This window comes from Leucobacter japonicus (genome assembly GCF_001273855.1).
GTDB lineage: Bacteria > Actinomycetota > Actinomycetes > Actinomycetales > Microbacteriaceae > Leucobacter > Leucobacter japonicus.
The window spans coordinates 122,076-146,599 of record NZ_JHBX01000079.1; the positions used below are offsets into that span (position 1 = coordinate 122,076).

General features: G+C 68.7%; 22 protein-coding genes. 16 read left to right on the forward strand and 6 right to left on the reverse strand.

Going from position 1 to position 24,524, the window contains the following annotated elements:
- Positions 1 to 9: 9 nt before the first annotated feature.
- Positions 10 to 1,443, reverse strand: coding sequence for an amidase (locus AMS67_RS03300; protein WP_075201205.1), 1,434 nt, complete (start codon positions 1,441 to 1,443; stop codon positions 10 to 12).
- Positions 1,444 to 1,475: 32 nt separating this feature from the next.
- Positions 1,476 to 2,102, reverse strand: a complete 627-nt coding sequence (locus AMS67_RS03305) for a LysE family translocator (RefSeq protein WP_053386086.1) — start codon at positions 2,100 to 2,102, stop codon at positions 1,476 to 1,478.
- A 100-nt stretch (positions 2,103 to 2,202) separates the two neighbouring features.
- Here AMS67_RS03305 and AMS67_RS03310 point away from each other — a divergent pair, with 100 nt between their 5' ends.
- Both AMS67_RS03310 and AMS67_RS03315 read left to right on the forward strand, forming a co-directional pair.
- Complete coding sequence (locus AMS67_RS03310; protein WP_053386087.1) at positions 2,203 to 2,658, forward strand: Lrp/AsnC family transcriptional regulator; 456 nt, start codon at positions 2,203 to 2,205, stop codon at positions 2,656 to 2,658.
- 35 nt (positions 2,659 to 2,693) lie between these two features.
- The gene (locus tag AMS67_RS03315) at positions 2,694 to 3,152 is read left to right on the forward strand and encodes a GNAT family N-acetyltransferase (RefSeq protein ID WP_053386088.1); all 459 of its coding nucleotides are present in this window, start codon (positions 2,694 to 2,696) and stop codon (positions 3,150 to 3,152) included.
- A 14-nt stretch (positions 3,153 to 3,166) separates the two neighbouring features.
- Here the strand turns inward: AMS67_RS03315 and AMS67_RS03320 are convergent, their stop codons facing one another.
- On the reverse strand, positions 3,167 to 3,706 hold the full coding sequence (locus AMS67_RS03320; protein ID WP_053386089.1) for a GNAT family N-acetyltransferase: 540 nt from the start codon (positions 3,704 to 3,706) through the stop codon (positions 3,167 to 3,169).
- A 180-nt stretch (positions 3,707 to 3,886) separates the two neighbouring features.
- Here AMS67_RS03320 and AMS67_RS03325 point away from each other — a divergent pair, with 180 nt between their 5' ends.
- The 12 genes from AMS67_RS03325 to AMS67_RS03380 all read left to right on the forward strand — a co-directional run bounded on the left by AMS67_RS03325 (position 3,887) and on the right by AMS67_RS03380 (position 16,500).
- Positions 3,887 to 4,993 carry an NAD(P)-dependent alcohol dehydrogenase gene (locus tag AMS67_RS03325; protein WP_053386090.1) on the forward strand — a complete coding sequence of 369 codons (1,107 nt, stop codon included), beginning with the start codon at positions 3,887 to 3,889 and terminating at the stop codon, positions 4,991 to 4,993.
- An 83-nt stretch (positions 4,994 to 5,076) separates the two neighbouring features.
- Positions 5,077 to 6,102: a VOC family protein gene (locus tag AMS67_RS03330; protein WP_053386091.1), complete on the forward strand. Its 1,026-nt coding sequence runs from the start codon at positions 5,077 to 5,079 to the stop codon at positions 6,100 to 6,102.
- An 81-nt stretch (positions 6,103 to 6,183) separates the two neighbouring features.
- Positions 6,184 to 7,878 carry an Ig-like domain-containing protein gene (locus tag AMS67_RS03335; RefSeq protein WP_053386092.1) on the forward strand — a complete coding sequence of 565 codons (1,695 nt, stop codon included), beginning with the start codon at positions 6,184 to 6,186 and terminating at the stop codon, positions 7,876 to 7,878.
- A gap of 38 nt (positions 7,879 to 7,916) precedes the next feature.
- Entirely contained in the window at positions 7,917 to 9,020 is a 1,104-nt protein-coding gene (locus tag AMS67_RS03340; protein ID WP_053386093.1) for a metal ABC transporter substrate-binding protein, read from the forward strand.
- On the forward strand, positions 9,017 to 9,868 hold the full coding sequence (locus AMS67_RS03345; RefSeq protein ID WP_053386094.1) for a metal ABC transporter ATP-binding protein: 852 nt from the start codon (positions 9,017 to 9,019) through the stop codon (positions 9,866 to 9,868). Before AMS67_RS03340 ends, AMS67_RS03345 begins: the two co-directional genes overlap by 4 nt.
- On the forward strand, positions 9,868 to 10,764 hold the full coding sequence (locus AMS67_RS03350) for a metal ABC transporter permease (protein WP_053386095.1): 897 nt from the start codon (positions 9,868 to 9,870) through the stop codon (positions 10,762 to 10,764). Before AMS67_RS03345 ends, AMS67_RS03350 begins: the two co-directional genes overlap by 1 nt.
- Complete coding sequence (locus tag AMS67_RS03355; RefSeq protein WP_053386096.1) at positions 10,761 to 11,564, forward strand: metal ABC transporter permease; 804 nt, start codon at positions 10,761 to 10,763, stop codon at positions 11,562 to 11,564. Before AMS67_RS03350 ends, AMS67_RS03355 begins: the two co-directional genes overlap by 4 nt.
- Positions 11,565 to 11,739: 175 nt before the next feature.
- Positions 11,740 to 12,516, forward strand: coding sequence for an amino acid ABC transporter ATP-binding protein (locus AMS67_RS03360; RefSeq protein ID WP_053386097.1), 777 nt, complete (start codon positions 11,740 to 11,742; stop codon positions 12,514 to 12,516).
- Between the two features lie 46 nt (positions 12,517 to 12,562).
- Positions 12,563 to 13,444, forward strand: a complete 882-nt coding sequence (locus AMS67_RS03365) for a glutamate ABC transporter substrate-binding protein (RefSeq protein ID WP_053386098.1) — start codon at positions 12,563 to 12,565, stop codon at positions 13,442 to 13,444.
- A gap of 115 nt (positions 13,445 to 13,559) precedes the next feature.
- Complete coding sequence (locus AMS67_RS03370) at positions 13,560 to 14,210, forward strand: amino acid ABC transporter permease (protein WP_053351514.1); 651 nt, start codon at positions 13,560 to 13,562, stop codon at positions 14,208 to 14,210.
- A complete protein-coding gene (locus AMS67_RS03375; RefSeq protein ID WP_082305254.1) occupies positions 14,207 to 15,160 on the forward strand; it encodes an amino acid ABC transporter permease in 954 nt (317 codons plus the stop codon). Before AMS67_RS03370 ends, AMS67_RS03375 begins: the two co-directional genes overlap by 4 nt.
- Before the next feature lie 188 nt (positions 15,161 to 15,348).
- Positions 15,349 to 16,500, forward strand: coding sequence for a threonine synthase (locus AMS67_RS03380; RefSeq protein ID WP_053386099.1), 1,152 nt, complete (start codon positions 15,349 to 15,351; stop codon positions 16,498 to 16,500).
- Positions 16,501 to 16,823: 323 nt separating this feature from the next.
- On the opposite strand, the gene AMS67_RS03385 is transcribed toward AMS67_RS03380, so the two are convergent.
- Together AMS67_RS03385 and AMS67_RS03390 are read right to left on the reverse strand one after the other, a co-directional pair.
- Entirely contained in the window at positions 16,824 to 20,687 is a 3,864-nt protein-coding gene (locus tag AMS67_RS03385) for an efflux RND transporter permease subunit (RefSeq protein ID WP_241487974.1), read from the reverse strand.
- 299 nt (positions 20,688 to 20,986) lie between these two features.
- Entirely contained in the window at positions 20,987 to 22,210 is a 1,224-nt protein-coding gene (locus AMS67_RS03390; RefSeq protein ID WP_053386100.1) for an MFS transporter, read from the reverse strand.
- Positions 22,211 to 22,390: 180 nt separating this feature from the next.
- On the opposite strand from AMS67_RS03390, the gene AMS67_RS03395 reads away from it, so the two are divergent.
- Positions 22,391 to 23,143: an SDR family NAD(P)-dependent oxidoreductase gene (locus AMS67_RS03395; protein WP_075201206.1), complete on the forward strand. Its 753-nt coding sequence runs from the start codon at positions 22,391 to 22,393 to the stop codon at positions 23,141 to 23,143.
- A 5-nt stretch (positions 23,144 to 23,148) separates the two neighbouring features.
- Here the strand turns inward: AMS67_RS03395 and AMS67_RS03400 are convergent, their stop codons facing one another.
- Positions 23,149 to 23,973 carry an SGNH/GDSL hydrolase family protein gene (locus tag AMS67_RS03400; protein WP_241487975.1) on the reverse strand — a complete coding sequence of 275 codons (825 nt, stop codon included), beginning with the start codon at positions 23,971 to 23,973 and terminating at the stop codon, positions 23,149 to 23,151.
- Positions 23,974 to 24,007: 34 nt separating this feature from the next.
- Between AMS67_RS03400 and AMS67_RS03405 the strand changes: the two genes are divergently transcribed.
- Positions 24,008 to 24,424, forward strand: coding sequence for a hypothetical protein (locus AMS67_RS03405; protein ID WP_156316514.1), 417 nt, complete (start codon positions 24,008 to 24,010; stop codon positions 24,422 to 24,424).
- Positions 24,425 to 24,524 lie beyond the last annotated feature (100 nt).

Consider the following 24,524-nt stretch of genomic DNA (forward strand, 5'->3'; position numbering starts at 1 on the left):
CGGCGACCGCTACCGCTCCATGAGCTGCGCTGCCAACTGCAGCAGCAGCGCCTCTGATCCGGTGCGCCCGATGAGCTGCACCCCCATCGAGTGGCCAGACGGCAGCCGCACGATCGGCACCGCCACCGCGGGCAGCCCCGACACGTTGACCATCGACGTGTACGGCGCCCACTCGCACTGCAAGCGGTAGTCGCCGTCGGCGTCTTGCGCGGTGAACGCGCCGATGCGCGGCGGCAGCATCGCGAGCCCGGGGGTGAGTACGGCGTCGTAGGCGCCCCACTGCGCCCGAACGTCGGAGGCGAACTCGCGCAGGCGTGATCCCGCAGCACGATGCGTGTCGTCGCCTCGGGCGAGTGCCCGCTCGCGGAACGTGCGGGTGAGGGGCATGAGGCGATCCACCGCCGCGTCGTCGAGCCGCAGCCGTGAGAGCCCCGCCGTCCACGAGGTGGTGAACGCGTCGGGATACCCGGGGTCGTAGGTGAAGGCGGCGTCTTCGACCTCGTGACCCCGCGCAGACAGCTGCGCGATCGCCGAGGTGAACGCCTGCTGAGCCTCCGCTGAAAGCACGATGGGGTAGACCGGGGCGAACGGCGAGGCCGTGCTCGCGCCGATGTGCAGGTCGGTCACGCTGCCCACAGCGCGCACCGCCGCCAGTGCCGGCTCGCCCGTTGCACCGCGCTGCGCGTCGAAGAGCAGGGCTGCGTCGGCCGCGTCGCGCGCGAGGGGGCCGGTCACGGCGAGGCGCGGGGCGCCGAACTCGTCGTGCAGGCTGCGATCGGCCGGAGTGCCACCGACGAGGTCGCTCGGCACCGCGCCCAGGCCCGGTTTCAGCCCGACGAGGCCGCAGGCGAGCGCGGGGATGCGGATCGATCCGCCCCCATCACTTCCCGGCGCCACCGGCAGCATGCTCGCGGCGACCGCCGCCGCACTGCCGCCCGACGAGCCGCCCGCGGTGCGCTCGGGGTCGAGCGGGTTGCGGGCCGGGGCTGCGACGGCGTTCTCGGAGTAGCCGGTGAGCCCGAGTTCGGGCACCTGGGTCTTGCCGATCGGGATCGCGCCCGCCCGCCGCAGCACCGCGACTCCCGGGGCGTCGTCGTCCGCACGAGCGTGCGGCAGCGCTGCGCTGCCGCGGGTCGTGACGAACCCGGTGACCTCGGTGAGGTCTTTGAACGCGGTCGGGAGGCCGTGCAGGCGGGGGAGCGCGTGCGCGCGTTCGGCGGGAGCGAGGCTCGCGAAGTGCGCGTCGGCCGCCGAGGCGTGCTCGAGCGCGAGGTCGCGGTCGAGGGAGACGAACGCGCCCAGGTCAGAGCCGCGCTCTGCGCGGTGCAGCACCTCGGTGACGGCATCGTGCGCCGAGATTTCACCGCTGCGCAGCGCATCGCGCCAGGCGACAGCGCTCGGCAGCGGCGCGACGGCCGGCGATGCGGGAGGCGAATCGGTCACCCCCTCAGCTTACGAGCCGCCGCCGTGCGCGCTCAGATCAGTGGCGCGATCTGCTCGGCGAGCAGCAGCAGGCCCACGCCGATCATCATGACGCCGGTGATGCGGCTCACGATCGAGCCCGCCCGTGGCCGCCCGCCGAGCACTCGACCCGACACCGTTGCGACGACGGTGTAGACGACCGCGCAGTTGAGCAAGTGGAGTCCGCCCAGCGCGAGCATCTGCATCGGCTGCGGCCACGCGCCGCCCGGCCCGGTGAACTGCGGCAGTAGGGCGAGCAGCAGCATGACGCCCTTGGGATTGATGCCGCTCACGCCGGCGCCGCGGAAGTACTGCTGCAAGCCACCGGTGTGCAGCGGCTCCCCGGTCACGTCGAGCGGAGCGGCCGGGCGCATGAGGGTGGTGACGCCGAGGTAGACGAGGAAGGCGCCGCCCGCCACGGTGAGTGCCGTGAGTGCGAGCGGAAAGGCCGTGGCGACGGCGCCGGCTCCGACGACCACAACGCCGATGACGAGCACGTAGCCGCTGAGCAGCCCGAGTACCGCGGGTGCGGGGTGCTGCCGCCGGGCGCCTGCCGAGATCACGAACGCCCAATCGGGCCCCGGGGTGACGGCGAGCGCCGCGGCGATGATCCAGAACTGCCCCGCCAGCGTCCAATCCATGGCACCGTCCTCCTTCGACGCTCAGAGATTACGGCGTTCTCGCGGAAATGTGCTTCCGTTTTCTGAGTCGTTTGCGCGGCAATCTGCAAGAATCATCCGCATGGATGCGTTGGATCGCGAGATTCTGTCACGACTGCAAGAATCGGGGCGGGTGAGCGCCACAGAGCTCGCCGAGCAGGTCGGCCTGAGCCTCTCGTCGTGCCACCGCCGGGTGAAAGAGTTGGAGCGATCCGGCGCCATCGAGCGCTATCGCGCCGTGGTGTCGCCGGAGGTGGTCGGCTTGGGGTTCGAGGCGGTGATCTTCGTCACCATCGGCGTCACCTCCATCGACGTCATCACGGCGTTCGAGGCGGCGGTCGTCGAGATCCCGAGCGTCGTCGAGGTGCAGCGGCTCTTCGGGGAGCCCGACTACATCCTGCGCGTGCTCACCACCGACCTCGCCGCGTATCAGTCGCTCTACGACACTGTGCTCACCGGGCTGCCGGGAGTGCAGCGGCTGCAATCGACCCTAGTCATGAAGCGGGTGGGGCAGGATCGCGGGGTGCCGATTCCCTGAGCGGGATCGGCCGGTCGGCCTACACTTGCACCGACATGTCTTCGCACCCCTCACCCCTGATCATTCGTCCGTGCCACGGCTCGGTCGAGTACCCGCGGCTCGTCGAGATCTGGCGCAGCGCCGTTCGCGCGACGCACGACTTTCTCGCCGAGTCCGACTTCGCGAGCATTGAAGGCAACCTGGCAACCGCGTACTTTCCCGCCGTCACGCTGCTCGTCGCAGAGCGTGACGGGCAGGCGGTGGGTTTCGCCGGAGTGCTCGACGGCAACCTCGAGATGCTCTTCGTCGCCGATGAGTGCCGAGGCCAGGGGATCGGCAGCGCGCTGCTTGCGGAGTCGATCACTCAGCACGGCGTCACCGCGGTCGACGTGAACGAGCAGAACCCGGGCGCGACGGCGTTCTATCTGAGCCAGGGGTTCACGCAGGTGGGTCGCAGCGACGTCGACGGGGAAGGGAAACCGTACCCCATCTTGCATCTCGCTCTCGCCGGCTGACGCGGCGCACCCGCTCAGTGCAGCAGCACCTGATAGAGATGGTGATCCTGCCACGCCCCCGCGATGTTCAGGTACTTCGGTGCGTAGCCGATCTGCTCGAACCCGGCTTTCGCGAGCACCCGCTGCGAGCCGAGATTGTGCATCAGCGTGCTGGCTTCCACGCGATGCAAACCGAGCTCCGTGCGGGCCCAATCGAGCAGTGCACGCACGGTGGCCGTGGCGAGCCCGCGCCCTTCCCAGCGTTGGTCGACCCAGTAGCCCAGCCCGGCGCTTTCGAACGGGCCATGAACCACACCAGCCAGATTGAACCGGCCCACGACCTCCCCTGACGAGAAGAGGCCGAAACTGAACGCGGTGCCGGCTTCGCTGGCCGCGATGCGCTGGCCGATGTCTGCCTGTTGCCAGGCCGCGGTGAAGAACTCGTCAGACCTCGCGGGCTCCCAAGGAGCCAAGTGGTCGCGATTGCGCACATACGCGCGGGCGAGCTCTTCGGCGTCGTCGCGCTGCAGCAGACGGATGTCGATGCCGGGCGCGGGGGAGTTCGGGAGACGCATGCGTCGAGCCTAGGCGGTGGATGCGGGAACGACTCCCGCGGATGAGCCCGGTTCGGGAGCTTTGCGGTCTGTCGAAGTTACTCCCTGTGAGTGCTCCAAGGCTTCGCCGAGAGCTCCCGATGCGGGTATACGATCAGGCCTGGGTGCCCCGGAGCCGAGGCTCCCAGGAAGGAAACCCTGATGACTACGAACGCTCGCGCCGCGGTACTGCACGAGGTGGACGGACCCTTTGTGTTCGAGGACGTGACCCTCGACGACATCCGGCCCTCCGAGATTCTGGTGAAGATCGTTGCGACCGGACTGTGCCATACAGACCTTGCGGTGCAGCACGGCCACATCCCCGCAGCGCTGCCGATCGTGCTCGGACATGAGGGTGCCGGCATCGTCGAATCGGTGGGCGACGGGGTGACCGGGCTCTCCGTCGGCGACCGTGTGGCAGTCTCGTTCGCGTCGTGCGGGCATTGCCGCAACTGCGTCACCGGTAAGGCCGCGTACTGCCTCAACTTCATGGCGCTGAACATCGCGGGAGTGCGCGCGGACGGAACGACGACGCTCACCGATGCTGACGGCTCAGTCGTGCGCGGGTCATTCTTCGGCCAGTCGTCGTTTGCGACGCACGCAATCGTCGATGCCCGCAACGCGGTCAAGCTTCCTGATGACGCACCCGTCGAGCTCGTCGGCCCTCTCGGCTGCGGAGTGCAGACCGGCGCGGGCACGGTGCTGAACTCGCTTGAGGTGCCGGCCGGCGCCTCGGTGGTCGTCGCGGGTACCGGCGCGGTGGGGCTCTCCGCGATCATGGGTGCCGTCGTCGCTGGGGCGACCACCATTATCGCGGTCGATATCTTGCCCGAGCGCCTCGAATTCGCGAAGCGCCTCGGCGCCACCCACACGATCGACAGTCGTACGGAAAACACCGCCGAGATCGTGCAGCAGATCACCGGGGGCATTGGGGCCGACTTCGCGGTCGACACGACCGCGGTGCCCGCGGTCATCGAACAGCTCGTGGGTGCGACCGCCTTCGGCGCGAAAATCGCGGTTGTGGGCGTGCCGAAGCCTGGCGTCGAGATTCCGTTGGGGCTCGTCTCCGGTTCAGGTAAGACGCTCGTCGGCGCCATCGAGGGTGACGCGGTGCCCCAGACCTTCATCCCTGAAATGCTGGCGCTGCACGCAGCCGGGAAGTTCCCCTTCGATCAGCTCATCACCCAGTACGCGTTCGACCAGATCGATCAGGCGATCGCCGACACCCAAAGTGGCAAGGCGGTGAAAGCGGTTCTCGTGATGCCGTAGCGTCCCGTCCCCCGTGCTTGCACGGGGGACGTCCCCGCACTTTCCCAGGAATGCGCGTCGATGGGCGAGAGTTGCCACTTGATATGGCCACTTCTGCAGCCCGCTCTCGCAAGCCCCTGCTCATCACGCTCATCGTCGCCGTCGTACTGATTGCGGCCGGTGCGATCACCTGGATCGCGATCGCGCAGTCGGCGAGCGCAGAGAGCGACGCGCAGCCGACGGCGGCGCTGCCCGACGAGACGCACATGGGTGTGGTCGAGATCGCCGTGCACGACCTCGAGAAAGTGCAGCAGTACTACGTCGACGCCGTCGGCCTGCGGGTAATCGACGGGGCGGATGACGCTGACGCAGGCGCAACCGGCAGCAGCGTGGTGCTCGGGCTCGATGAGCCGATCCTGCGCCTCACCTTAGAGGATTCGGGAGAGGCTGGGTCGACATTGACCGACCCCGGGCTCTACCACACGGCGATTCTGTACCCCGATGCGCCCGCGCTCGCCGCAACGATTCTGCAGGTCGCGACCAACGCCCCCGATACGTTCCAAGGCTCGGCCGATCACGCTGTGAGCCAGGCGTTCTACTTCCTCGACCCCGAGGGCAACGGCCTCGAACTGTATGTCGACCGGCCGCGGGACGAGTGGCAGTGGAAGGACGGCGAGGTGCAGATGGGGTCGGACGTGCTCGACCCCAACCAGTTCATCACTGAGCATCTCGGCACCGATGTGAGTGCAATCGCAGAGGCGACGCCCGACGCGGCAACAGTGGGGCACGTGCATCTGAAGGTCGGCGACCTGCAGCAGGCCGAAGACTTCTACGCCGGCGCGCTCGGATTCGCTGTGACGGCCCGGGATGACGGCGCCCTCTTCTACTCGGCTGGCGGTTACCACCATCATCTCGCCACGAACGTGTGGCAGAGTGAGGGCACTGAGACGCGCACCAACGCGACCGGGCTCGCGGGGTTCACGGTGTCGCTGCCCGATGCCGCTGCAATTGATGCGGTGGAGGATCGCCTCGCAAGCGCCGGCTACTCCTCTCAGCGCAGCGGCGACGTGCTCACGGCCTGGGATCCGTGGGGCAACGCTGTGCACCTGGTCGTGCCGTCAACGCGGTAAGTACCTGTTTGTTCGTGTTCGGCTACGCAGTTCTCTGCTGATCGCTCGGCACCCGGCCGCAGGGAACTTAAGCTCTCGAGTATGCGTGTGAAACTCGGGGCGACCCTGTTGGCAGTGGCCGTCATGACCTTGGGGCTGCCGGTGCTGGTTGCCGCACCGGCCCAGGCAGACGCCGCGTGCACAGTCGACGCTGGCATCGCCACCTGCGAATTCGCGTTCACCGGCGCGACGGAACAGTGGACTGTGCCGACTGGCGTCACGTCGGTGACCGCTGACGTGTTCGGTGCCGCGGGAGGAGACGCTGCGCAGTGGACCGGCATGAACGGCGGGCTGGGAGGCCGGGCAACCTCGGTGCTGCCGGTGCAGCCGGGTGATGTGCTCAACGTCACGGTCGGCGGCGTGGGGCTCCCGAACGTGCTGTGCGAGCCCGGCGGCGTCGCCGGTGGATTCAACGGCGGCGGTCGCACGTCGAGCCAGGGCTGCTCCAATGCGAGCGGTGGCGGCGCGAGCGACGTGCGTGTGGGTGGCGAGGGTCTGGAACATCGGGTGCTCGTCGCCGGCGGCGGGGGCGGGGCCGTTGCGGTGACCAACTCGCAGTACGGCAATTTTGTCGGCGGTGCCGGAGGTGGGTTGGTCGGTGGCGCCGGTGTCGTGAGCATTGCGGGCGACGGCGCAGGCGGCGATCAGAACGGTGGCGGGAGCGGCATGCTCGGCATCGGCGGCAACGGGCGCGACACCACTTCGTCAGACCCGCAATCGCCCGGAAGCGGCGGTGGCGGCGGTGGGTTCTACGGCGGTGCCGGCGGTGGGCCGGGCTACCTGGTGGTGTGGGGCACCGCCGGTGGCGGTGGATCGGGCTACGGCCCCGCCGGCACGGTCTTCGAGAGTGGCGTGCGCAGTGGCAATGGTCACATCACGATCACGTACAACACGGCTACTTCCTCGGTGGCGCTCGACGCCTCGAGCGAAGAAGTTTTCATCGATGAGACGATCGACCTGACGGCCACCGTAGCGACCGAAGCCTCCGTCGACGACCTCGGCGGTACTGCGCGGTTCTGGGCGGGCGAGGAGCTGCTGGGTGAGGTGACCGTCTCGAGCGATGGCCGCGCCGAACTGCCTGGCGTGCAGCTTCCGGTTGGCGAGCATGTGCTCGCCGTTGAGTACTCCGGCAACGCGGGTGTGAACGGTTCGCGTTCGGCTGACACCACCGTAGCGGTGCAGCAGCGGGTCGCGACGGTGACGTTGTCGCTCGATCGCGTCAGCACGAAGGTCGGCGAGACGGTGCAGATGAGCGCGTCGGTCGCTCCGGCCGAGTTGACGGGATCAGTCGAGTTCTTCGCGAATGGCGAGTCATTGGGCAGCGCGCCGATCGAATCGGGCGTGGCAACGCTCGCGATCGCTTCGCTCCCCGAGGGCAGTTACGACATCACGGCGCGGTACTCCGGCAACTCGGTGTTCGCGACCTCGACGTCGCAGGCCGTGGTGCTCGCCGTGGCGGCGGTGCCGGTGGATCCTGTTGATCCCGTCGACCCGGTTGACCCCGTCGAACCGACGAAGCCGTCGGAAGCGGGCGCTGAGGGCGCGCCGCCGACCACCGTTGTGACACCCGCGGCCCCGGCGGGTGGAGCGGCCACCGCGAATCAGCGCCTTGCGGCCACGGGCGACGCAAACGACGCATTCGTTCCCGCTGCGCTTGCGATGACGCTCCTACTGCTCGGAGGCGCCGCGGTGGTCGCGGCGCGGATGCGATCACGAGGCAACGCGACGCCAGAGTGAGTGTATAGTGATACTCGTTCTCATTTAGAAAGTGTGTCATGACTCGTTACTCACGTCCCCTCAAGCCCGTTCTGCTCGCCAGCGCGGCACTCGCTTCACTGCTCGCCCTCACCGCGTGCAGCGGCGGTGCCACCGCGGATTCTGGGGACAGCGGCGGAGGCCTGAAGGTCGTCGCAACCACGACGCAGCTCACCGACTTCACCGGCGAGGTCGGCGGCGATGACATCGAACTCACCGGGCTGCTCGCTCCCAACGCCTCGGCGCACCACTTCGACCCGAGCCCGGCTGACCTGCTCGCACTCGGTGAAGCCGATGTGCTCGTCGTCAACGGCGCCGGCCTCGAGGGGTTCGTCGACGACGCCGTCAAGGCGTCGGGCTTCGACGGCACCATCATCACCGCGGCCGACGGCATCGACCTCGACGAGGCGAAGCAGATCACGATCGCGGGCGGCGGCTTCGTCGACGACCACGACGAAGAGGAGGAGGGCCACGATCACGCGGCCGAATCCGAAGATGCGCACGATCACGATCACGCCGAAGAAGAGCACGATCACGCCGAAGCGCCCGGCGACCTGAACCCGCACATCTGGACCTCGCCGAAGTTCGCCGAGGGCATGGTGAACGAGATCGCGAAGGGCCTTGAGCAGGCTGACCCCGATCACGCGAGCGACTACCAGCAGCGTGCAACGGAATACACCGGCAAGCTCGCCGACCTCGACACCTGGGTCGCGACCGAGGTGGATCGCGTACCCGCTGCCGAGCGCCAGTTCGTGAGCGGCCACGACTCGATGCGCTACTACCTCAACGAGTACGGCATCACGTTCGCCGGGTCGATCCTGCCCAGCTTCGAAGACAACGCCGAGCCGAGCGCCGCCGACATCGATGCGCTCGTCGCCTCGATCAAGGAGAACAAGGTCAAGGCAGTCTTCGTCGAGTCGTCGATGAGCCCGAAGCTCGCCGAGGCCATCGCCGCCGAGGCGGGCGTGCAGGTCATCGATGCCGAGACGCTCTACACAGACTCCCTCGGTGCCCCCGACAGCGACGGTGCCACGTACATCGGTGCGACCGTGCACAACACCCAGACGATTCTCGATGCCTGGGGCGTGAAGGCTGACGCCGCGCCCGATAGTCTGCAGGGATGACCCCCGAGCACGACCCGCAGCACTGCGCAGTGCCCGCAGCGACCGACGCCGCGCCCCTCACCGGGCGCGGCGTCGCGCTTGCACTGGCCGATGCGGCGTTCGGGTACGACGGCGTCGCACGGGTCGAGGGACTCACGCTTGACGTGCCGACGGGGGCAGCGGTCGCGCTGATCGGGCCGAACGGCTCGGGCAAGTCGACGCTGCTGCGCGGCATTCTGGGGCTTGCTGATCGCACGGCCGGCACCGTGCAAGTGCTCGGTGAGGCTCCGGATCGCGCCCGCCGACACATCGGCTCGCTGCCGCAGGCGGATACCCGCGACGCCACCCTGCCCATCACGCTGCGCCAGGTCGTGACGATGGGGTTGTACCGCTCCCGAGGCGCGCTGCGTCCGATCGGTCGCGAGGGGCGCGCTGCCGTCGTCGACGCGATGGAACGGGTCGGCCTCGGCGCATTCGCGTCTCGACGCTTTGGCGAACTCTCTGGCGGGCAGCAGCAGCGCGGCATCCTGGCCCGTGCGCTCGTCTCCGACCCTCGGTTGCTGCTGCTCGACGAGCCGTTCAATGGCCTCGACCGCGAGAACCGCGACGTGCTGCTGCAGCTCGTGCGCGAACTGCGGGCCGAGGGGCGCACCATCATCGTGTCGACGCACGACCTCGAGATCGCGCAGGAGGCGTGCACCCACGCGCTGCTGCTCGCGAGCGGACACCATCCCAACCAGCCCGGGCACCCCGCCGCGTTCGGCTCGGTCGCCGATGCCCTCACCCTCGATGCCGTGCAGCACGCGTTCCAAGACACGACCGTCGAACTCGATCAGCACACGGTGACCACGACGCGGGAGACCGAGTGATGCCGGTCGATCTGGTGTCGGCCATCCACCTCGCGCAGTCCAGCCCGTTCGACATCTTTGCCCTGCCGTTCATGTGGCGTGCGCTGGTCACCGTCGGCATCCTGGCGGTCGCGGCCGGCATCGTCGGCCTGTTCATCAGCTTTCGCGAGCTCGAATTCGTGAGCGACGGTCTCGTCCACTCCGTGTTCCCCGGCCTGGTCGTCGGCTCGATGATCGGGGGCACCGCCTTGCTGCTGCCGGGTGCCGTGGTCGCTGCGATCCTCGCCGCCGTGCTCTTCACCGTCATCGAACACCGCGGCGGAGTCGGCGCCGACGCCGCGATCGCGGTCGTGCTCACCGGGCTGTTCAGCCTCGGTGTCGTGCTCGTCTCCCGCCAGGAAGGCTACGTGGCGCAGCTGCAAGAGCTGCTCTTCGGCCGCCTGCTCACGGTGACCGAGACGCAGCTCTGGCAGATCCTCATCATTGCCCTCGTCGCCGTCGCGATCGTCGGGATGACCTGGCGCGCGCAGCTGTTCCGCTCGTTCGACGCGGCCGGTGCTGAGGCAGCGGGCTTCCGGCTGCTGCGCGCCGACCTCACGCTGGGCGTCGCGGTCGCCCTGCTCGTCGTCGCCGGGGTGCAGGCCCTCGGTGTGCTCATGGTGATCGCGCTGCTCACCGTGCCCATGGCGGCCGCGCGCCTGCTGACGCGTCGCTTCGCGCTGCTCATTCCGATCGCCGTGCTGCTGCCGCTCGTCGTCGGGGTTGCCGGCCTCTGGATCTCGTTCGAGTGGTCGATTACGGGCGGTGCAACGGTCTCACCGGGCGCGGTCGTCGTGCTGCTGCTCGTCGCCGCGTACGTGCTCGCCGCGCTCGTGCGCTGGGGCATCGGCGCGGTGCGGAAGCCGGTGCGCGCATGAGCTACTTCGCGCTCGCCTCGCTCGAGCTTGCGCTGCTCGGCCTCCTCTCCGGGGTCGCGGGCACCCTCATCGTGCTGCGCCGTCGTTCGTTCTTCGCGGTCGCGCTGAGCCACGCAACGTTCCCGGGCGGTGTGGTGTTCGCGCTGCTCGGCTGGAACCTGCTTATCGGCCAGGCGCTCTTCGCGCTCGTACTCGTGCTCGCGATGACCCTGCTCGCGAAGATCCCCGGTCAGGGGCGCCAGGTCACGAGCGGAGTGGTGCTGTCGTTCGGGTTCGCGCTCGGCACGCTGCTCTTGGCGCTCAACCCCGGCCTCGGGGTGCCCGTCGAGGCGCTGCTGGTCGGATCGCCGCTGGGCGTCAGCGTCTCCGACGTGACCTCGACCGCCGCGGTGCTCGCGGTGTCGCTCGTGCTCGCGGCCGTCTACGGCCGGCGTATCCTCTTCCACACCTTCGACCCCGTCGGATACGTGGCCTCGGGCTTCCGCACCTGGCAGGTCGAACTCATCGTCACCGGCATCATCGCCGCCGCAGTGGTCGTGGCGATGCCTGCGGTGGGCGCGATCCTCGGCGTCGCCGTACTCATCGCGCCGGCGGCGGCCGCGCGCGTGCTCACCGACCGCGTCGAATGGATTCCGGTGCTCTCGGCAGTGCTCGGCATCGCGGGGAGCCTCGCGGGCCTCTGGATCTCGCGCGAATTCTCGGTCGCCGCCGGGGGGTCAGTCGGCCTGGCGCTCACCGCCGTGTTCCTGTTGTGCGTCGCATTTCGCGCCCTCAAGCCGCGATTCGCGCCAGCTCGGTGACGGCTTGGTAACGATTGACCCTGCCGCAGGCACAGCTCTAGCGGCGAGTCGACGCTTCCCCACGCCGTCCCGTCCGTTCCCCAGCTTCATCAGGAGTTTTGCAAAACCCTAGTCGGCTTTGTGCAGCGAGCACAAGACCTTTCGCGCGACTCAGCTCTCTTTGTACGATCACCGCATGGGAGAGACGACAGCGGTCAGAGTGGTCCGCGACGATCGAGAACCACTCGTCATCATCAACGAAGTCAACAAGCACTACGGCGATCTGCACGTGCTCAACAACATCAATACGCAAGTCGGCCGCGGTGAGGTCGTCGTGGTGCTCGGGCCCTCGGGATCGGGGAAATCGACGCTCTGCCGCGCGATCAACCGGCTCGAAACCATCGACTCGGGCACGATCACCATCGACGGCGAACCGCTGCCCGAGGAGGGCCGCGACCTCGCGACGCTGCGAGCCGACGTGGGCATGGTGTTTCAGCAGTTCAACCTCTTCGCGCACAAGACGATCCTGCAGAACGTGACCCTCGGGCCGATGAAGGTTCGCGGTCTCTCACGGAAGGCGGCGGAGGAGAAAGCGATGGCGCTGCTCGAACGCGTGGGCATCGCGAATCAAGCGCAGAAGCTCCCGTCTCAGCTCTCGGGCGGGCAGCAGCAGCGCGTCGCCATCGCTCGGTCTCTGGCGATGGACCCCAAGTTGATCCTGCTCGACGAACCGACGTCGGCACTCGACCCCGAGATGATCAACGAGGTGCTCGACGTGATGATCGGTCTCGCCAACGACGGCATGACCATGGTCGCGGTGACGCACGAGATGGGATTCGCACGGCGGGCCGCCGATCGCATCGTGTTCATGGCCGACGGGCAGATCGTCGAGGAGGCGACGCCCGAGCAGTTCTTCACCGACCCCACGACGTCGCGCGCCAAGGACTTCCTGTCGAAGATCCTCGGGCACTGACGCACCATTCCCTCGAACCAGACTCAACGCAGAGAAAGCAGGAATCATGCGATTCGCCAAGTACGCAGCAGTCATCGCGGCCGCCGGAGCTCTCGCCCTCACGGCGTGCGCTTCGGGATCGCCGAACGACGCCGGGGGAGACACCTCGGCACCGGCAGCCGCCGAAGACGTCAACTTCGATGCGGGCACGACGATGGCGAAACTCCACGACGCCGGCAAGATCACCATCGGCACGAAGTACGACCAGCCGCTCTTCGGCCTCATGAACCCGACCACGAACAAGCCCGAGGGCTTCGACGTCGAGATCGGCAAGATCATCGCCGCGAAGCTCGGCCTCACCGAAGACCAGATCACGTGGAAGGAAGCGGTCTCTGCCAACCGCGAGCCGTTCATCGAGAAGGGCGAGGTCGACATCGTCGTCGCCACGTACACGATCAACGACGACCGCAAGCAGGTCATCGACTTCGGCGGCCCGTACTACATCGCCGGTCAAGACCTGCTCGTGCTCTCGGGCAACCCCGACGGCATCACGGGCATCGACGACGTCAAGGGCAAGAAGGTCTGCTCAGTCACCGGCTCGACCTCGGAAGAGAACCTCAAGAAGGAAGGCGTCGACGTGCTCGCCACCGACACCTACTCGAACTGCCTCGAGCCCTTGCGCTCGGGTGAGGTCGTCGCCGTCTCCACGGACAACGTGATTCTCGCGGGCCTCGCCGACCAGAATCAGGGCGAGTTCGAGGTCGTCGACAATCCCTTCACCGAGGAGCCCTACGGCATCGGGCTGAAGAAGGGTGACGACGACTTCCGCGGCTTCATCAACGACACCCTCCAAGAGTCATTCGATGATGGCGACTGGGCCGCCGCCTGGGAGAAGACCGCCGGCAAGGTGCTCTCGACGCCCGAGCCGCCGAAGATCGACAACTACTGATCGCTCACGGTCACCTCGCGATGCCGGTACGGCACTCGCGTCCAGTCAGTAATGAGTTGGCCCGGGGGCGGCGCACGCCGCCCCCGGGAGCCGCTCCGCAGAAGGGATTCAGCCCGTGGAAGTGCTGATCGCGAACGCCGGCGACATCCTCGCCGGATTCTTGATGACCCTGAGGCTGCTGCTGTTCGGCGGCCTGGGGGCGCTGCTCATCGGCCTCATCGTGGCCGTCATGCGCATCTGCCCCGTCGCCTCGCTGCGCGCATTCGCCACGGTCTACACCGAGCTGATCCGCAACATTCCGCTCACCCTGCTGCTGCTGTTCATGGTGTTCGTGCTGCCGCTGATCGTGCCGGACAAGCCGCCGTATGCGATCCTCGCGTCGATCGGCCTCGCCATCTACACCTCCCCGTTCGTCGCCGAGGCGCTGCGCAGCGGCATCAATGGTGTGCCGGTCGGGCAGGCCGAGGCCGCCCGTTCCATTGGCCTCGGCTTCGGGCAGACGCTCTCGCTGATCGTGCTGCCGCAGGCGTTGCGCATGGTCGTGCCACCGCTCATCAACGTGTTCATCGCCCTCACCAAGAACACCTCGGTGGCCGGCGGGTTCTTCGTGGTCGAGCTCTTCGCGACCGCCCGACAGCTGACCAACAGCAACGGACAGGCGGTGATCCCGATTCTCGTCGGCGTCGCCTGCTTCTACCTCCTGATTACCATTCCGCTCGGTCTCATCGCCGGGCAGATCGAGAAGAAGGTGCGGGTGCTGCGATGAGTACCGCGACAGTTCTCTACGACGCCCCCGGCCCCAAAGCGCGGGTGCGATCCCGCATCATCTCAATCGTCGGCGTGATCGCCCTCGTCGGACTGCTCGGCTGGGTCGCCTGGCGCCTCGCGCAGCCGCAGATCGCGGTCAACGGCAACGAGACGCCGGGTATGTTCGACGGCTCGCGCTGGGACGTGCTGGCCTACGGCGAGGTGTGGCAATTCATCGGCCGCGGTGTGCTGAATACGCTGCGCGCCGCCGCCGTCGCCATGGTCGGTGCCGTGCTGCTCGGCATGCTGTTCGCCTTCGGGCGCCTCGCATCGTCGGCGCTGGTGCGCGTGCCCGTGACGGTGCTGCTCGAGTTCTTCCGCGGCATGCCCGTGCTACTGATGATGCTGTTCATCTTGCTCGTCGCCTCGACCGGCGCCTTCTGGGCCGTGGTCATCGCACTCATCATCTACAACGGTGCGATCATCGGCGAGGCACTGCGTGCCGGCATCGTCGCGCTGAACAAGGGGCAGCGCGAAGCCGGCCTCTCGATCGGGTTGACCCCGGTGCGCACGCGCCTGCTCATCGAATTTCCGCAGGCGTTCACGCAGATGCTGCCGATCATCATCGCCCAGCTCGTCGTGCTGCTGAAAGACACCTCGCTCGGCTACATCGTGGCTTACTCCGAGCTCGCCTCGACGGTGAAGCAGGCATCGACCTTCTACGGCAACCGCTACCTCTTCACCTTCTGGGTCGTGGCCGTCGTGATCTACCTCGCCATCAACCTCACCGTCTCATGGCTCGGGCGTCGGGCCGGGCGGATGGCCGCGATGCGCAGCGGCAAGCCGGCTCCGGCGGCGAAGCGCGCCGCCGTTGCCGCAGCGGTCGGTGGCGAGATTGGCGCCGCCGGTGGTGCGGGCGGCGTTGGCGGCGGACCAGGCCCGGACGCACCTCGCCCGCCGACGGCGTGACGCGGCGGGGCGGCGCTGCCGGGCCGCTGCCGCGTCGCTGTGTTGCCGCGCTCGCTGCGCCGCTGCACTGGGTGCGATCGGGGTAACTTTCGACGTGTGTTGCCGCCCATGTGTGGCCGCACACCCACCGCAACTTACCCCGATCGTGATCAGAGTGGTGGGAGCGCCGCGTTGCTAGGCTGCGCTGCATGAGCATTGACGCCGCGTATGTCGACCCGATCTCCGGTGCGCGCGTGGCGATCGAGCCGGGGCGGTGGCGTTCGAACGCCGGTGATCCGCTGCTGCTGGCACCGGGAGCCGGCATCACGGCTGCAGATATCGATGCCGGATCGCCCGGACTGTGGCGGTACCGCGCCGCCTTCGCGATTGACGTGCCCGACCCGATCTCACTCGGCGAAGGGCGCACACCGCTGGTGCCGACCGAGTGGCACGGTGCCCGACCGCTGTGCAAGCTCGAATGGGCGTCGCCGACTGGGAGCTTCAAGGATCGCGGGGCGAGCGTGATGCTCTCCGTGCTGCGGCAACAGGGAGCGACGTCGGTGATCGAAGACAGCTCGGGTAACGGGGGCGCCTCGATCGCCGCGTATGGTGCCGCAGGTGGACTTGATGTGACCGTCTTCGCGCCGGCGTCGACCTCGCCCGCGAAGCTCGTGCAGGCGCGCGCATATGGGGCCCGAATTGAACTCGTCGACGGGCCCCGCGAAGCGTCGCAGAGTGCGGCGATTGGCGCGGCTGAGCGCGGCGATGGCTGGTACGCGAGCCACAACTGGCAGCCGTTCTTTCTTGAGGGAACGAAGACGCTCGCCTACGAGATGTGGGAGGACCTCGGGTTTCGGGCTCCCGACGCCGTGGTGATGCCGGTCGGCGCGGGCAGCAGTCTGCTGGGGTGCGCGTTCGGGTTTCGCGAGCTGCTGCGAGCCGGGATGATCGATCGCTTGCCGCGACTGTACGCCGCGCAACCCCTGCACTGCTCGCCCGTCGACGCGGCGTTCCACGTGAAACCGGCTCCCGGTGCTGCAGCCGCGCGAGCGGCGGCGTTTCAAGCGGCGACCGCCCGCCCGGTCATGCCGACGATCGCCGAGGGAACGGCGATCGCCCGCCCGCTGCGCCTCATGCCCATGCTCGAGGCGCTGCGTGAGAGCGGCGGAGGCACGGTGGCGGTTCCTGAGGCTGGGATCCGCAACGCGCACGCCGGGCTCGCGGCGCGCGGGCTCTATGTCGAGCCGACCAGTGCGACGGCTGCTGCCGCGCTCGAGGTGCTGCTCGATCGTGGGGCGATCCGCCCCGACGAGACCACCGTGGTGCTCCTGACGGGGTCGGGGCTCAAAGCGGCTGGGTGATCCGCCGCCGCTCGTCCCTGTGGTGTCAATGCGCGGAGGGGGCGATTGCCCGTTGGCTCGCTCACACGGTACGTGCCCGGTGCCGCACCTCCCGCCCAGGCGCCCGAAATAGCGGAGATTCACTGTTCTGCGGACCGAAACGCCCCATTCAGTCCGCAAATGGGTGAATCTCCGCTCCGAGGTGTGCAGGTGCGGGTACGCGGGCTGACGGGCTGACTTGCAGGCCAGATACGGCGGAGCGGGGTCACTTTCGGAGTGTGTCGCGCTGTGCGCACCCTCCAAAAGTGACCCCGCTCACATGTGGGTGTGGGGGCGGTATCGGCCTACTGCGTCGGCGGCTGCGGGGCGTCCGGCGCATCTGAGGCGCCAGGAGCTTCCGGCCCCTCGTCCGCAGTCGCCCCGCCACCCTTCGCGGCACGCCGCTCCGCCCGAGCGGCAGCCCGCGCTTCGCGCTTTGCCGCCTTCGCGTCGCGTCGTTCCGCGCGTTCCGCGGCCTTCGCCGCACGTGCCTCCAACTTCGCCGACCGGCGATCGGCGGCAAACGACAGCTGCGCTTCGCGTGCCTCGGCCGGAGCCCCGGCGTCGTCGGCACGGCGCTCCGCGCGCTGCGCTTCTCGACGTGCGCGGCGCTCGGCCCGCTTGGCGAGCTTGCGCTCCCGGCGGCGCTCGATGAGCGTGTAGAGAATCGGCACGAGGATGAGCGTCAGCAGCGTCGACGAGATGAGTCCGCCGATCACCACGATCGCCAGTGGCTTCGAGATGAATACGCCACCGCCGGTCAGGCCGAGCGACATCGGAATCAGCGCGAACACCGTCGCCGCGGCCGTCATGAGGATGGGACGCAAGCGGAGGCGTGTGCCGTGCTCCACGGCCTCGTCGAGCCCGGCGCCGGCCTCGCGAAGACGGTTGATGAGGTCCATGAGCACGATCGCGTTGGTGACGACGATGCCGATGAGCATCAGCAGACCGATGAGGGCCGGAAGACCGAGCGGGGTGCCGGTGATGAGCAGGCCGAGGATCGCCCCGGTTGCTGCGAACGGGATCGAGATGAGCAGCACGAGGGGCCCGCGGAAGCTGCGGAACGTCGCCACCATGACGAGCAGCACGAGCATGATCGCGCCGAGCATGGCGAGTCCGAGCTGGCCGAACGCCTCATCTTGTTCGGCGGAAGCGCCGCCCTGTTCGAACGTGACGCCGGCCGGCAGATCGGTGTCTGCGATCGCTTCATCGATGGAGAGGCTGGCGACGGCCAGCTGGCCGTCTTGCGGCGTCACCGTCAGCGTGACCTGGCGCTCGCCGTCGGCGCGGGTGATCATCGGGGCGGTCAGCTCTTCCTCGACCGTGGCGATGGCCGAGAGCGGAATCGCGGTGCCGGTGATCTCAGCCGCAGCCTTCTGCTCGGCCTCGGCGGCTTCGGCTTCGACCTGCTGAGTGGCCGCTTCGCTCTGCGCGTCGCGCAGCGCAGCGATCTGCTCGTCCATGCCGGTGATGCCCGCCTGAGCGCTTTCGATCGCGCCCTGCAGCCCGGCGAGCTGCTCGGCACGGTCCATCTGCGCCTGAACAGCGGCCTCGTCCTCCGGGCTGAGCGGGGTCTCGGGCACGATGGGTGCGGCTGACAGGGCGGCGAGCTGCGCGTTGAGCTCACCGATCTGCCCGACGAGCTCGGCGCGCTGATTCGTGGCGTCGGCGATCTGCGTGGCCAGATCGTTCTCGGCCTTGACCTGTGCTTCTTCGGCCTTCGCCTTCGCCTGTGCTTCGAGCGCATCTGCAGCGGCCTTCTGAGCTGCCGCGGTCTGCTGCGCCGTGACGGGCAGCAGAATCTCGCCGAGCTTCTCGGCGGTGCGCGTCGCGCCGGGCGTGCGCACGACGATGTCGCGCTCCTGACCCTCGTACATCAGGGTGCCGACGGTGGAGCCGGCCAGCGCCTCCTGCACGGACTTCGCGATGGTGGCGCGGTCGAAGCCGAGTCGTGCGGCCTGATCTTCGTCCACCTTGATGCGCATCACCGGCTGCTCGCCGGCGAGCTCGCTCTTGATCGAGCGCACGCCCTTTGCGTCTGCGAGGCGTTCTTCGAGCAGATCGCTCGCCTTGCGCAGCGCTTCGGGGTCGTTGCCTTGGATCTGCAGCGCGATGCCGTCACCGGCGCCCGAGACGAACGCATCCTGAGAGGCCAGCGCGACCTCGCCGGCATCGGGAAGCGCATCGAGCGCATCTTGCACCCGCGATTCCACCTGGGCGACATCGGCGCCATCGGTGAGCTGCAGGTCGTAGCTGATCGTCGACGGGGTGCCCGGCGTCGGCACCGGGATCGACGTCATGACGTCGGCGATTCCCGAGATCTCGCCGAGCGCTTGCTCGACGGGTTCGGCCGCGGCGACCAGATCGTCGGCAGCCTCCTTCGGCGGGGTCTGCGTCAGCTGCAGGCTCTCCTGGCCCGAGGAGCCGAGGAAATCGGTCTGAATGAACGCGGTCATGCCGAGCGTTGCGACGAGCAGCAGGCCCGAGACCACGAGGGTGATCACCGGGTGGCGGCGGGTCGCGCTGAGCGCGGGCATGAAGGTGCGCTGCAGGCGGTCGGGCTCGGTGTGGATCTCATCGAGTTCCGACGGCACGGCAGCAGGAGCGGTGACGTCGCCCTCGGGTGCGGTGAGCACTGCGGTGTCGGCGAGCGCGGTCGCCTGGTCGGGGGCGGCTTCGATGGCGGGCTGAGGATCCGCCGCCCGCGATCGGTTCAAGAACCAGTACGCGAGCACCGGCACGATGGTGAGCGCGACGACGAGCGAGGCGATCAGCGCGATCGACACCGTCACGGCGAAGGGACGGAAGAGCTGCCCGGCGATGCCCGAGACGAACGCGATCGGCAGGAACACCGCCACGGTGGTGAGTGTGGACGCGGTGATCGCGCCGGCGACCTGTCGCACCGAGGCGACCACGCCCTCGACCGTCAACGGCCCGTCGCCCCGTCGCCGGCTGATGTTCTCGATCACCACGATGGAGTCGTCGACGACGCGGCCAATCGCGATCGTGAGCGCGCCCAGGGTGAGGATGTTGAGGGTGTTGCCGCTCCACCAGAGCCCGATGAGCGTGATGAGCAGCGAGAGCGGAATCGAGATCGCCGCGATGATGGTGGATCGCCATGACCACAGGAACGCGAGAATCACGAGCACGGCGAACAGCAGGCCCAGCCCGCCCTCGACCGACAAGTCGTGAATCGACTGCTCGATGTACGGCGCCTGATCGAAGATCGTGACGAACTCGGCATCGAGCGTCGGCGCGAGGCGATCGAGCTCGGCGTTGACGCCGTGAGAGATTTCGACGACGTTCGCGCCCTGAGCCGGCGTGATCTGCAGCGTCAGCGAGGGGTTGCCGTTGACGCGCGAAATGGTCTGCGCCGGTACGGCCTCGGTCGAGACGTCAGCGAAATCGGAGATCTTGACCGCGCCGTCGGCGGTCGGCACAGGGAGGTTTTGAATGTCTTCGAGCGTTGCGAGGCGCGAGCCGACGGTGATGGAGATCGGGCCCTCGGCCGAGTCGGCCTGCCCGGCAGGCAGCGCGGCACCGTGGGCCTCGAGAATCGGCCCGAGGGTCGACGGCTCGACCTTCAACCGGGTGACGTCGGCGGCGCGCAGATCGATCATGATGCGGTGCGCTTCCTGGCCCGCGAGGGTGACCGTGCGCACCCCGTTCACGCCCTGCAGTGCCGGCACGACGGTCTGCGCGAGCGCGTCGCCAAAGGTCTCCTGATCGCCGGTCGTGCCGGCGCTCAACATCATCGCGGGAATGTCGTCGGCGCCGCCCGACATCACCTGCAGCTCGGTGCCCGACGGGAAGCTCGGCTTCAGCGCCTCGGCGGCACTGCGAATGGTGCGCAGCGTTTCCTCGTCGTCTTCGCCGAAGGTCCACTCGACCGTGATCTGGGCGTCGCCGCTCGACGTCGACGAGGTCACACCCGTCACCCCCGGCACCCCGCGCACGGCCTGCTCGATCGGCTCGGTGACGCTGCTCGCCATCTCTTCAGGAGCGAGCCCCTGCGACTGCGCAGACACAAAGGCCATCGGCACCTGCATCGACGGCATCAGCTCCTGTTTGAGCGAGCCCATCGAGACGAGGCCGAGCACGGCGATCGCAAGGGTGGTCAGGCCTACGATGAGGCGATTCTTGAGGCTGGTGCGCGTGAGGAACGACATGAACGCTTTCGGCTGAGGCCGCGCGGCGCCGAAGCGGGCGCGCGGCTCGGAGGTCGCCACCCGGAACGCGGCCGAGCGGCGTGATCGACCCTTTCAGCTTGTCGGGTCGCGCGGGCGCGGGCATCGTCCCGCAGTACCATTCGGGTCGTCCTCCCGGATGATTCGGGAAACCCGGAAGGGTGCGGTCACGCCTGCCCGATCACATCCGCCCGCATGGCAGCGGGGTCAGTTCGGGAGGGTGTCGCACGCGACGCACCCTCCCCAACTGACCCCGATCCGCGGGCCGAGGCGCAGCGGCCCTACCGCACGTAGCGGTTGCGGCCGGCCTGCAGCCCGAAGCCGATGAGCGCGGCGCCGAGCACGCCGAGCGTCCAGAGAGCCGGCATCCACGAGCCGGTGACGTCGTGCAGCAGGCCGATGATGGGGGTGCCCACGGCGGCGCCGAGGTACCCGACGGCCTGCGCCATGCCCGAGACGGCTGCCGCGTGACGATGGTGGTGCGTGCGCAGCCCGAAGAACGAGAGCGCCAGCACGATCGCCATGCCGCCAGCGAGGCCCCCGAGCCCGGCCCACACCGCGCCCCAGGCGGGCGCGAACGCGAGGCCGAGCGCGGTGCCGATGAACAGCACGCCCGGAATCGCGCTCAGCAGCGCCTGATCGCGCAGCCGGGGGATCAGCGCCGAGCAGACGGTGCTGCCGATGATGGCGACCGCGTTCATGATGAGTAGGTGCACCCCCGCAGCGGTCGGCGTGATGCCCGACGCGGCTTCGACTGAGGGCATCCACGTGATCAAGATGTAGTACCCGATCGACTGCAGCCCCATGAATGCGGTGATCTGCCAGGCCAGGCCCGACCGCCACGGCGAGAAACGATCGTGCGAGGTGCCGCCGCCGGGCAGCTCGATCGGGGTGCTCGGCGCCGCCGCGCTTGGCGACTCGGCGCGCAGGATGCGCGGCATGAGCACGGCGAGCGCGAGCAGCGCGAACCCGGCCCAGATGCCGAGCGAGAGCCTCCAGCCCAGAGCCGACGATTCGGCGAGCGGCACTGAGACGCCCGCGGCGATGGCAGCGAAGAGCGACTGCACGACCGAATACGCGCCCGTGACCTGCCCGATGCGGTGCGGAAAGTCGCGCTTCACCAGCGACGGCAGGGCGACGTTGATCGCGGCGATCGCGATCCCGAGCGCAATGGTGCCCACCCAGAGCCAGACACCGCCGATCGAGCGCACCACGATGCCCACGGTGAGCAGCGCCATGCTGCCGCCGAGTAGGCGTTCGAGCCCGACGCGAGCCGCGATCGTCGGCACGATGGGCGAGATGCCGGCGAACGCCAGCAGCGGCAGGCTGATGAGCATCGACGCCGCGAACGAGGTGAGACCGAGCGAACTCTCAAGCATGTCGAGGATCGGCCCCACCGACGTGAGCGCCGCGCGCAGGTTGCCCGCGACCAGCAGCAAACCGGCAAGAGCGAGCGCCGCCGAGGCCCCGTTCGCGAACCGCCCGTTTCCGCTCACTGCACTCACCGCTGCTCCTCGTCTCATCTGCCGGGCACGCCGTGCGGAGGGCCCGAGCGGAGCGTATCACTCCGCAACGCGCCCCGGGTCTCGACGCCGTGCGCGGCGGTGCGCTGTGGTCGCATTCCGGCTGGTACCGTGCTGGCATCGGGTCGATCGCGGCGCCGGCGACCCCTCGAAGGAGTAGACATGACGCACACCCCCGTCGCCCTCGTCACGGGCGCCACCTCCGGCATCGGCATCGAGATCGCGCGGCACCTGCGCGCGGACGGCTTTGCGGTGGTGATCTCGGGCCGCTCGCAGCAGCGAGGCGCCGAGGTGGCCGAGCACCTGGGCGACGGCGTGCAATTCATCGCGGCCGACATCACCGAAGCGGGTGCGGCGGCGCGCCTCATCGCCGGGGTCGTGGCCGAAGCGGGTCGGCTCGATGTGCTCGTCAACAATGCGGGCATCGACCACACGAAAGACCTGCTCGAGGTCGCAGACGACGAGATCGACGCGCTCTTCGAGACCAACACGTTCGCCGCGATGAAGCTGCTGCTCGCCGCCGCCCGGCAGATGCGCGCGCAGGGCGACGGCGGCGCGATCATCAACATCACGTCGCGTCTTGCCAGCATCGGCGTGCCGACCATGGGCATTTACAGCGCCACCAAGGGGGCGATGCACGCCTTCACGACGGCGGCTGCGGTCGACCTGGCCCCGTACAACATCCGCGTCAACTCGGTCGCCCCGGGCATGACGCGCACGCCGCTGTATCAGGAGTGGCTCGATGGGCTCGATGATCCTGATGCCGCTGCAGCGCGCGTCGCCGCGGCGATTCCACTGGGCCGGATCGCTGAGCCCGCCGACGTGGCCGCCGCCGTCCGCTTCCTCGCGTCGCCCGGCGCCGGCTACATCACCGGCGCATCGATTCCGGTCGAGGGCGGGTACCTCGCGACGTAGGCGCGCTACGCCGCGTCGGGCGTCGTCGAGCGCGGCTCGATGCGGGTCCACTCCGCATACTTCGCCGTGCGCCCGTCGCCGCTCGAACGACCGGTGAGTCGACGCTGCACCCAGGGCACCACGTGTTCGCGGGTGTAGCGCAGCTGATCCCGCCGCGTTGGGCGCGGGATCGGATCGGCCGTGACCACCCAGTCGCTCGGGGTCGGGTACCCCAGTGCGCGCAGCACGTTCGACGCCACCCGGTGGTGCCCGACCGGGGCGAGGTGCAGGCGGTCGGGCGACCAGTACTGGCGGCCGGTGAGCTCGGCATCGCTCCAGTTGTCGGCGACGCGCACCCCGAGTCGTTCGGCCAGAATCTTGGCGGATCGCACCATCTCGTCACCCTTGACCCGCACGCGCTGACCGCTCGGCAAGCCCGCCGTCGGGTTGGCCCCCGCGAGCAGAATCGGCTCGGCACCCGCTTCGCGAATGCGCAGTAGCGCGCGCTCGGTCTCGCGCATGATCCAGGCGATGTCGGTGCGGGGGCGCAGCATGTCGTTGCCGCCCCCATTGAACGTGACGATCGTCGGGCCGAGCGCCAGTGCCGGTTCGAGCTGCTCGGCCAGAATGGGGCCGAGCAGACGACCGCGGATCGCGAGATTCGCGTAGTCGATGGCCGTACCCGTGGCGTCGGCGATGCCCTGCGCGAGCAGATCGGCCCACCCGCGCACACTGCCATCGGGCTGCTCATCGCCGACGCCCTCGGTGAAGCTGTCGCCGATCGCGACGTAGCGGATCAGTGCGTCTGAGCTGCTCGCAGCAGTAGGGTCGATCTCGTGGAGCTGTGACACGTCGTCAGCTTACGCCGCCGAGAGGGGAACGCACATGAGACGCCTGCCGTTGGCGCTCGCGTTGGTGATCCTGAGCGTCGTCATTGCGGTCGTGCTGCTCGCCCTCGCGCTCATTCCGCGCGTGAGCGCACCCTGGAGTCTCATCTACGCGATCCCGTACCTGCTCGTTCCAGTCGTGCTGGGTAGCGTGATCGCGGGTCTCTGCGCGGCACTCGGCTCGCACTGGGGCCGGCAGAGCTCGGTTGGTGCGGGTCTCGGTGCCGGGCTCGGTGCGCTCGTCGGCGAGTCACCGCTCGTGGCCTACCTGATCTGGGTGATGCAGGCGAACGTTTGGGCGATCCTGCTGATCGTCGTCGCGGCGCTCGGCATCGCCACGGTGCTCGCCTGGTTCACGGGGGCGCGCACCCGCGCCCGATCCGCGGATTCGAGCTTGCGACACGCGCGGACGTGAGCTAAGCTCGATCTTTGGCTGTGCGCCGTCCCAGTGCACAGACCGCGCGAGCTCTCGCAGCGAGACCGGATCCCCGGTCGCGACGCAGGCTTGTGCAGAC